The 9,629-nt window shown below is 64.1% G+C and carries 7 protein-coding genes and 2 pseudogenes; 6 read left to right on the plus strand and 3 right to left on the minus strand.

Going from position 1 to position 9,629, the window contains the following annotated elements; all coding sequences use genetic code 11:
* Nucleotides 1-126: 126 nt before the first annotated feature.
* From tatC to RT028_RS20415, 6 genes and pseudogenes are all read left to right on the plus strand, one after another.
* Nucleotides 127-915: a twin-arginine translocase subunit TatC gene (tatC, locus tag RT028_RS18340; protein WP_312936622.1), complete on the plus strand. Its 789-nt coding sequence runs from the start codon at nucleotides 127-129 to the stop codon at nucleotides 913-915.
* Nucleotides 912-1,619 (plus strand): 16S rRNA (uracil(1498)-N(3))-methyltransferase, encoded by a 708-nt coding sequence (locus tag RT028_RS18345; RefSeq protein ID WP_312936624.1) that lies wholly within the window; start codon nucleotides 912-914, stop codon nucleotides 1,617-1,619. The genes tatC and RT028_RS18345 overlap by 4 nt, the downstream gene beginning before the upstream one ends.
* Nucleotides 1,620-1,779: 160 nt before the next feature.
* Nucleotides 1,780-2,784, plus strand: a pseudogene (locus RT028_RS20400) (methyl-accepting chemotaxis protein); the annotation flags it as partial.
* A gap of 141 nt (nucleotides 2,785-2,925) precedes the next feature.
* On the plus strand, nucleotides 2,926-3,639 hold the full coding sequence (locus tag RT028_RS20405) for a methyl-accepting chemotaxis protein (protein WP_409567301.1): 714 nt from the start codon (nucleotides 2,926-2,928) through the stop codon (nucleotides 3,637-3,639).
* 166 nt (nucleotides 3,640-3,805) lie between these two features.
* A pseudogene (locus RT028_RS20410) lies at nucleotides 3,806-4,903 on the plus strand (methyl-accepting chemotaxis protein); the annotation flags it as partial.
* Entirely contained in the window at nucleotides 4,895-5,758 is an 864-nt protein-coding gene (locus tag RT028_RS20415) for a methyl-accepting chemotaxis protein (RefSeq protein WP_409567302.1), read from the plus strand. The pseudogene RT028_RS20410 and the gene RT028_RS20415, both read left to right, overlap by 9 nt.
* A gap of 473 nt (nucleotides 5,759-6,231) precedes the next feature.
* On the opposite strand, the gene RT028_RS18360 is transcribed toward RT028_RS20415, so the two are convergent.
* From RT028_RS18360 to RT028_RS18370, 3 genes are all read right to left on the minus strand, one after another.
* Nucleotides 6,232-6,966 (minus strand): amino acid ABC transporter ATP-binding protein, encoded by a 735-nt coding sequence (locus RT028_RS18360; RefSeq protein ID WP_312936632.1) that lies wholly within the window; start codon nucleotides 6,964-6,966, stop codon nucleotides 6,232-6,234.
* Entirely contained in the window at nucleotides 6,959-7,921 is a 963-nt protein-coding gene (locus RT028_RS18365) for an amino acid ABC transporter permease (RefSeq protein ID WP_312936630.1), read from the minus strand. Before RT028_RS18365 ends, RT028_RS18360 begins: the two co-directional genes overlap by 8 nt.
* 476 nt (nucleotides 7,922-8,397) lie before the next feature.
* Nucleotides 8,398-9,195, minus strand: a complete 798-nt coding sequence (locus RT028_RS18370) for a transporter substrate-binding domain-containing protein (protein WP_312936634.1) — start codon at nucleotides 9,193-9,195, stop codon at nucleotides 8,398-8,400.
* Nucleotides 9,196-9,629 lie beyond the last annotated feature (434 nt).

Below are 9,629 nucleotides of genomic sequence, written 5' to 3' on the forward strand. Positions count from 1 at the left end.
GCGCCCAGCGGAGGCAGAAGCGCCAGCCGCGCCCGACGCGGCAGTGCCCACGCCTTCGCTCTCGCTCGACAAGCCGGCAGCGACTGCGCCTGCCCTTCCCGAACCGCCACAGCCGCCACGAGCCCCATGAGCGAACTTCCCGACCACGACCAGCCCATGCCGCTGGTCTCGCACCTGACCGAACTGCGAACCCGCCTGCTGCGCTGCGTCGCGGTGATCTTCGTGATCTTCATCGGCCTGTTCTCGTTCGCCCAGCAGATCTACACCCTGGTCTCGGCACCGCTGCGCGACCACCTGCCGGCCAATGCCACGATGATCGCCACCGATGTGGCCTCGCCGTTCCTGACGCCCTTCAAGCTGACCATGATCGTCTCGCTGTTCCTGGCGATGCCGTTCATTCTCCAGCAGGTCTGGGGGTTCATCGCTCCGGGGCTGTACCGCCATGAAAAGCGCATTGCCATTCCGCTGCTGATCTCCAGCATCGTGCTGTTCTACGCCGGTATGGCGTTCGCCTATTTCCTGGTCTTCCCGCTGATCTTCAGCTTCTTCGCCGCCGCCACCCCGGAAGGCGTGTCGATGATGACCGACATCGCCAACTACCTCGATTTCGTCATGACCCTGTTCTTCGCCTTCGGCGTAGCGTTCGAGATTCCGGTGGCCGTGGTGCTGCTGGTGTGGATTGGCGTGGTCGATGTGAAGTACCTGAAAAAGGTCCGCCCCTACGTGATCATCGGCTGCTTCGTGGTCGGCATGGTCCTGACCCCGCCGGACATCTTCTCGCAGACCCTGCTGGCGGTGCCGATGTGGCTGCTGTTCGAAGTGGGCGTGCTGTTCGGCAGCCTGGTGCGCAAGCGTCGCCAGCCTGGCGACGATGAAGCGGACGCGGACACCCCGCCGCCAGCGAAGCAGCCATGAACCTGTTGTTGCTCGAAGCGGCCGATTTCATTTCGGCCGACCGCGTCGTGCTCAGCGACCGGCGCCTGACCCACATGCAGGACATTCATCGCACCTGCGTCGGCGATACCCTGCGGGTGGGCCGCATTGATGGTTTGATGGGCAGTGCCACGGTACTGCGCCTGGAAAGCCGTGAGGCTGAGCTGCAGGTCATGTTCGACCAGCCGCCCCCGGCCAAGCTGCCATTGACCCTGGTGCTGGCCGTGCCGCGGCCGAAAATGCTCCGCCGCCTGTTGCAGACCGTGGCCACGCTGGGGGTGCCGCGGCTGATCCTGCTCAACAGCTACAAGGTCGAGAAAAGTTTCTGGCAGACCCCCTTCCTGCAACCGGCAAGCATCCGCGAGAACCTCATTCTTGGGCTCGAACAGGCGCGCGACACGGTATTGCCTGAGGTGATCATCGAGAAACGCTTCAAGCCGTTCGTTGAAGATCGCCTGCCGGCCATCGCCGAGGGCACGCTGGGCCTGGTAGGCCACCCCGGCGCCTACCCGATGTGCCCGCGTGGCGTCGACCAGCCCGTGACCCTGGCCATCGGCCCGGAGGGCGGCTGGATTCCCTATGAGGTCGATCTGCTGGGCCGCGCCGGTCTGCAACCGGTCCAGCTGGGCGAACGTATCCTGCGGGTCGAAACGGCAGTAACGGCGCTGCTGTCGCGCCTGTTCTGAACGACCACTCAGCATTCGGTCATAAAGTTTACCCCCCTTGGGCCGATGACCCTGACAGCACCGCAAGGACGTCAGTCAGCCACTACCAAGGGGGTAACCGGCAATGAGTCAACCTGTCAGCCAACTACTGGACAACATCAGCGTCAACCGCAAGCTGGGCATGGGCTTCGGCCTGGTCCTGCTGCTGACCCTGGCTGCCGCCTTCACCGGATGGACGGGCTTGGGCAGCGTGATCGAGCGCGGCGACAAGCTGGGCAACCTGTCACAAGTCCTGCAACTCACCCAAGACCTGCGCATTACCCGCCAGCAGTACCAGCGCAAAGGCAACGAAGACGCCATCACCCAGATGGACGCCACCCTCGATCAGCTCGAGCAGCAGCTGCAATCGGTCAGCGAGCGCCTTGCGGTACCTTCGGATCTGCAACACGTGGAGCTGCAACGCCAGGCTATCGGGGAATATCGCCAGGCCTTCGACCAGCTCAAGCAGGCCGCACAACGCCGTGAAGCCAGCCGCAAGGTGCTAGGCGACAGTGCCGACAAGGCCGCAGACGTGCTTGCAACCTTCGAGCAACGCCTGCAGCAGGCAGGTGATATCGGCCAGTATGCCAGCGCCGTGCAGGCTGGCCAGGAACTGCAGCGGGCCCGTTTCGAAGTGCGCGGCTACACCTACAGCGGCGAGGCCGAGCGCCAGCAGACTGCACTGGTCGCCATCGACAAAGCCATGACCGTGCTGGCGGATATAACCGGCCGCCTGCCCGCCGACTATGCCCCCCTGCTGCAAGACGCCGCGCAAGCGCTGGTGGCCTATCGCGACGCGGTGAATCAGGTCGCCAGCGCCCAGACTGCCAGCGAAGACGCGCTGCAGCACATGGCCAATCAGGGCCAGGTGATGTTCGACAACAGCAAGGCGCTCATCGAAACCCAGACCGCAGCTCGCGATCATGACGCCCAACAGGCCCGCCTGCTGCTCGCTGTCAGCACCGCGGTCGCGATTCTGCTGGGTATCCTCGCCGCCTGGATCATCACCCGGCAGATCACCGTGCCGCTGCGCCAGACCCTGAACGCCGCCGAGCGGGTGGCCAATGGCGACCTCAGCCAGCCGCTCCAGGTGAACCGCCGCGACGAATTGGGCCAGCTACAGGCCAGCATGCAACACATGACCCAGGGCCTGCGTCAGCTGATCGGCGGTATCGGTGATGGCGTCACGCAGATCGCCAGCGCCGCCGAAGAGCTGTCGGCGGTGACCGGCCAGACCAGCGCCGGGGTCAACAGCCAGAAGGTCGAAACCGATCAGGTCGCCACGGCCATGAACGAGATGGCCGCCACGGTGCAGGAGGTGGCACGCAACGCCGAACAGGCCTCTGAAGCCGCCGTGATGGCCGACCAGCAAGCTCGCGAGGGCGATCACGTGGTGGCCCAGGCCATCGCTCAGATCGAGCGCCTGGCCAGTGAAGTGAACAACTCCAGCGAGGCCATGAGCGAGCTCAAGCAGGAGAGCGACAAGATTGGCAGCGTGCTCGATGTGATCAAGTCGGTGGCGCAGCAGACCAACCTGCTGGCGCTCAACGCCGCCATTGAAGCGGCACGGGCCGGCGAGGCCGGGCGCGGCTTCGCCGTGGTCGCCGACGAGGTGCGCAGCCTGGCCCAACGCACCCAGCAGTCCACCGAGGAAATCGAAGAGCTGATCGCCAACCTGCAACAGGGTACCCAGCGGGTGGCCGGGGTGATGGACGCCAGTCGTGGGCTGACTGACAGCAGCGTCGAGTTGACCCGCCGCGCCGGCGGCTCACTGGAGACCATTACCCGCACCGTGTCGTCGATCCAGGCCATGAACCAGCAGATTGCCACCGCTGCCGAGCAACAGAGCGCCGTGGCTGAAGAGATCAACCGCAGCGTGATGAACGTACGTGACATTTCCGACCAGACCGCAGCAGCCAGTGAACAGACGGCCAGCTCGAGTGTGGAACTGGCGCGCCTGGGCACCCACCTGCAAGGGTTGGTGGCGCGCTTCACGCTGTAACCGTGGCGCTGGCGGGGCTGTGCAAGGCAGCCCCGCTTCCTACAACCCATGTGGAAATTTCCCACAGCATTTGCAGGTCCAGTCTGACCCCTTCCCCGCCGATGAGCTGACGTCGACGCTAGCCCTGACTGCTGGCGTCACCTGACTCATACACGGAGAAGCGCTCATGATAGGACGACTAGACAGATTCCTCGGCAACCTCAGCGTACGCTTCAAGCTCGCCCTGGGCTTCGCCACCGTGCTGTTGTTCACCCTGATCACCACCCTCAGCAGCTGGCTGGCCCTGGGCGATGCCATCGAAAGCTCGGAGAAACTGATCCAGATCGGTCACTTCAGTGACTACAGCAAGGACCTGCGCAGTGAGCGCATCACCTACCGCGTGCTCTCTGACGACGTCAGCCGTATCGCCATGGGCGACAAGCTCGATCGCCTGGACACCTTGGCCGGCACCATGCAGCAGCAGTACCACGAGCCGGAAGCGCAGCGCCTGATCGCTGACAAGCAGCAAGAGCTGCAGGCCTACCGCAAGGCCTATGTCGACCTGCAGAGGCTGGTCGTGGAGCGCCAGCAACTGCACCAGGTCGAGGCGCAGAACGCCGACCAACTGGCCAGTCAGATCGACGCCCTGCAAGAGCAGTTGATCGAACGCCTGGGCGAGTCCGATGCACCGCGCGGCGTGGAGCAGGTCGTCAATCTGGTCGAGACCCTTAGCCGCCACCTGGAAGTCGCCAACGAGCAAAGCCAGAATGCGGCTTATCTGAGCGACCCACTGGAAACGTTCGAGGCGATCGGCCAGGCCTCACTGGTGAGCGCCGAAACCCAGATGAAGCTGATCAATGCGGCACTCGGTACGGCCAACCTCAAGCTGCCAGGCGCGGCACCGCTGCTGGGCCAGATCGGCCGATACCGCGAAGCCTTGCTGGCCTATGCACGCAAGGCGATTGACGTGGAGCGCATCCATAACCAGTTGGAAATCCTTGGCAACCAGCTGATGGACCTCAACCAGGCCATGGGCGATCTGCAGACCCGGTTGCGCGACCAGGAAGCGGTCGCCGCACGCAGTCTGATGACGGTCATAGCCTTTCTGGCCCTGGTCATCGGCTTGCTCGCCTCCTGGGTGATCAGCCTGCAGATCACCCGTCCGCTGGACCAGGCGCTGACCCAGGCCGGGCGTATCGCCCAGGGCGATCTGGCCACGATGGACAGTGCTAATCGCCAGGATGAGCTGGGCCAGTTGCAGCACAGCATGGGCGACATGACCAGCGGTTTGCGTGAGCTGATCGGCGGGCTGGAAGAAGGCGTGGAGCAGTTGTCCGTGGCGGTAGGTGAGCTCGCCATCGTGAGTGAGGCAACCCAGGAGCAGGCCAGCCGGCAACGCGAAGAGACCGAGCAGGTCGCGACGGCCATGAACCAGATGAGCGCCACCGTGCATGAAGTGGCGCACAACGCCGAGCAGGCCGCGCAGGCTGCCTGCCGGGCCGACCAGCAGGCCCAGGTGGGAGATCAGGTGGTGGCGCAGTCGATCGAGCAGATCGAGCAACTGGCCGGGCACATGGATACCTGCCTGGCGGCCATGCGTCATCTGTCGGAAGAGGGTCAACGCATCGGCAGCATTCTGGAAGTCATCACCGCCGTGTCGCAGCAGACCAATCTGCTGGCGCTCAATGCGGCCATCGAGGCAGCCCGCGCCGGTGAAGCGGGGCGCGGGTTCGCCGTGGTGGCCGATGAGGTGCGCGGGCTGGCCCAGCGCACCCAGCAGTCCACCGAGGAGATCGGCCAGCTGATCACCAGCCTGCACAGCGGCACGGAGAACGTCACCCACCTGCTCGACCACAGCAAACGCCTGACCGAACAGAGCGTTGCGCTCAGCCGCCAGACCGGCGAAGCGCTGGGGCAGATCACCGAAACCGTGTCGAGCATTCAGGGCATGAACCAGCAGATCGCCACGGCCAGCGAGGAGCAAAGTGTGGTGGCCGAGCAGATCAACCGCAGCGTGATGGGCGTGCGCGAGGGCGCCGACCGCACCCGTGCGACCAGCGAACAGACTGCCGCGGCCAGTGGCGCGCTGGAAGCGCTGGGGCAGCAACTGCGGGCGATGGTGGGCAAGTTCAGTTTGTGAACAAGGGGGGGGGAAGTGGCTGTGCTGCGAAGCAGCCCCAAGGGCTGCATCTCGGCAGCCAACGCGGTCCCTGTAGAGCGGCCGGTCCGGCGCTCCGGTCAGTCGCGATGGCCGGCAAAGCCGGCCCGATTCAGGCGCCGCGCAATAGCAGGTAAATGGAGGCTGCAGCCTTGGGGCTGCTGCACAGCCCATCGCGGCTAACCGGAGCGCCGGACCGGCCGCCCCTACAGGGGGTGCGTTGGGCTGCCGAACTGCAGAAATGCGCAGTCGATTGTAGGAGCGACTTCAGTCGCGATGGCCGGCAAAGCCGGCCCGATCCAAGCGCCGCGAAACAGCAGGAAAATCGAAGTGGCAGCCTTTAGGTCGGCTGCGCCGCCCATCGCGGCTAAAGCCGCTCCCACAGGGACTGCGTCTTCCTGACGTATCACTTTCTCCCGGCCAACGCGGTCCCTGTAGGACCGAGTCACCTCGGGTTACAGCACCTGGCGCAGGAACGTCTGGGCGCGCGGATCTTGCGGGGCGTCGAAGAAGGCGTCGGGCGCGGCGTCTTCCAACAGTTTGCCGTGATCGAAGAACAGCACCCGGTCGGCCACCTCACGGGCAAAGCCCATTTCGTGGGTAACGCAGACCATGGTCATGCCTTCCAGGGCCAGGGTCTTCATCACATCGAGCACTTCCCCGACCATTTCCGGGTCAAGCGCCGAGGTGGGCTCGTCGAACAGCATCACCTTGGGGTCCATCGCCAGCGCGCGGGCAATCGCCACGCGCTGTTGCTGGCCGCCAGAAAGGCGCGACGGGTATTCGTTGGCCTTCTCGCTGATACCGACCTTGAGCAACAGGGCGCGGGCACGTTCCTCGCGCTCGGCCTTGTTACGCTTGCGCACCACCTTCTGCGCCAGGCACAGGTTTTCCAGCACGGTCATGTGCGGGAACAGGTTGAAATGCTGGAACACCATGCCGACTTCACGGCGGTAGGCATTGATGTCGGTCTTCGGGTCATCGAGCGGCAGGCCGTTGATCGACACATGCCCGGCATCGAAGCCTTCCAGGCCGTTCAAGCAGCGCAGGAAGGTGGACTTGCCCGAGCCCGAAGGGCCCAGGACCACGACCACTTCGCCCTTGCTCACCCGGGTGGTGACGTTGTCGACCGCGCGCACCACCTGGCCACGGGTATCGAACACTTTCAGCAGGTCACGGACTTCAATCACTTTGCGCAAGCCTCCGCTCGAGCCGGCTGGCCAAGTGCGACAGCGGCAGGTTGATCAGCAGGTACAGGCCCGCCACGCAGAACCAGATCTCGAAGGTCGAGAACGAGGTGGTGATGGCCTCACGGCCGCTTTTGGTCAGTTCGGTGATGGCAATCACCGAGACCAGGGACGTGTCTTTGACCAGGCTGATGAACTGCCCGGCCAACGGCGGCAGCACCCGCTTGAAGGCCTGGGGCAGAATCACATGGCGCATCGACTGGCTGGCATTGAGGCCCAGCGAGCGCGCCGCTTCGTTCTGGCCACGGGCGATCGACTGCACGCCAGCACGCACGATCTCGGCCACGTACGCACCGGTGAACAACGCCAGCGCCGCCACCCCGGCGAACTCGCGGGACAGGTTCAGCACGGTGCCGATGAAGAAGTAGAAGATGAAGATCTGCACCAGCAGCGGCGTGCCGCGCACCAGCTCGACATAGACCGTCGAGAGATCGCGCAGGGTCGGGTTGTTCGACAATCGGCAGAGCCCGGCAAACAGACCGATGACCAGGCCGAAGGCACCGGACACCACCGACAGCCACAGCGTGGTCCACAGGCCCCAGGCCAGTGGCCCGGCAGCCCAGTGGCGGGTGACGCCCAAGGCATCGCCTTCGGCCACGTCGTCGCCGCGGCTGAGCAGTACGCTGTCGGCCTGCACCTGGACCTGTTGCTGATCACCGTCTTCGGTCTTGATCGTGACGGTGGCGTTGCTGCCGGAAACGGCAATTTCCTGGACGGTGCCGAAACCGGTCGCGCGCTGGGTTTCTTCGGCCTGATAGGCGAAGTACTGCGGCACGCGGTTCCAGCGCCATTCGTACGCCATCATCGAGGTGGCCAGGTACAGGCTGATCGCCAGGCCAACCAGCACCAGCGCGGTCAACCCGTGCCAGGGCCATTGGGCTTTGTTGTGTTTGATCACAGGGGGGGATGCTCCAAAAACTAAGCGGCAGGTGGCTAGCGGCAAGTTGCAAGTAAAGGTAGAGCGCACGCCCTGGTGCCAGTGAGTCACTCTGCGCTGTCATCATCGGGGCTGCAGTGCAGCCCATCGCGGCTAAAGCCGCTCCTACAAGGACTGTCAGCGCGGTTCCTGTAGGAGCGGCTTTAGCCGCGATGGGCGGCGCAGCAGCCCCGATCCAAACGCCGCGAAACAGCAGGAAAATCGAAGTGGCAGCCTTCAGGGCGGCTGACCGGAGCGCCGGACCCGCCGCTTCCTACATTTCGGCAGCCAACGCGGTTGAAAGACCGTTGGCGCCCACAGATCGGCGCAATCCTGTATGCGGCCTCAGCCACGTTGGATTGCACCGGCCCCGATCACCAGGCTGACTGGCACCAGGCGCAAGCCCAGCTTTTCCCTTGCAACATGCAGCGCCCCAATTGCCGCAGACGCGCTGCGCCTTATTCCATTTCCTTCAGCCAATCCTTGTTCTTGAACCACTTGTCGTGGATCCGATCGTAGGTCCCGTCATGCTTGATCTGGTGAAGGAAATTGTTGATGAAGTTGATGCTGTCGTAGTCGCCCTTCTTCAGGCCGAAGGACAGCGGCTCGAAGGTGAACGGCTCGTCGAGGAACAGCAGCTTGCCAGCGCCAGCCTTTTCAACCGCCACGACGTTGTACGGTGCGTCGTAGACGAAGGCATCCGCCTTGCCATTGACCACGTCCATGACCGCTTCCTGTTCGTTGTCGTAGCCGTGGTACTGGGCCTTGCCGATCAGCTTCTTGGCGATCATCTCGCCGGTGGTGCCGAGCTTGGAGGTCAGGCGGTACTTGTCGCTGTTGAGGTCTTTGTAGGACTTGATCTCGCCTTGCAGCTCCTTGCGAATCAGCAGGGTCTGGCCGACCACGATGAAGGGTTCGCTGAAGTTCAGGCGCAGGTTGCGTTCCTGGGTCAGGGTCATGCCGCTGCCGATCATGTCGAACTTGCCGGTGATCAACGCGGGGATGATGCCGTCATAGGCGGTGGAGACGGTTTCCAGCTTGACGCCCATGGACTTGGCCATGGCCTTGAGGATGTCCACCTCGAAGCCGATGATTTCACCGCGCTTGTTGGTCATTTCAAAGGGCATGTAGGTCGGGTCCATGCCAACGCGCAGGGTGCCGCGCTTGACCGCGTCATCGATGGCGCCGGCCTGTGCGCAGGTCACGGCCGCCAATGCGGTAACGCCCACCAGCAGGCGCGAAAGGTATTTCTTGATCATCACCAGGTCCCCTAGCAAGAAAAGAAGCGAATCTTATTGTTGGCGCGGCCGGGCGGCCGGCGCGGGTTCAAGGGGGGGATGCTAACGCATGGCGGCCCGAGGACATAGCACTGAGGGGGAGTTTGTTGCATTGGCCGTTCAGCACCCGCCAGCGAGGATGCTGGCAGCGGCAATACCGGGTTTGATCCGAGTGCATCGGGCCTGCAACCTGCGCCATCGTGGTGCAGTTTGCCGCCAGGCAGATAGGAAAACGCCCGAGCGCTGCGGCGTGCAGGGCTCGGGCGTGGGTGGCGCGGTGATGGCGAGGTTGCGCGGCTGGCCAGGCTCAGCGGCGCAGCGCCATCGCCCTCACCTGCCGATCAGGCACCGACCAGGTTCGGCTGGGCCTGGCCTTCCGGTTGCAGCGGCAGCAGTGGAGCGTGCGGGTCGTT

Origin of the sequence: Pseudomonas sp. (assembly GCF_032058845.1) — a bacterium.
Classification (GTDB): domain Bacteria; phylum Pseudomonadota; class Gammaproteobacteria; order Pseudomonadales; family Pseudomonadaceae; genus Aquipseudomonas.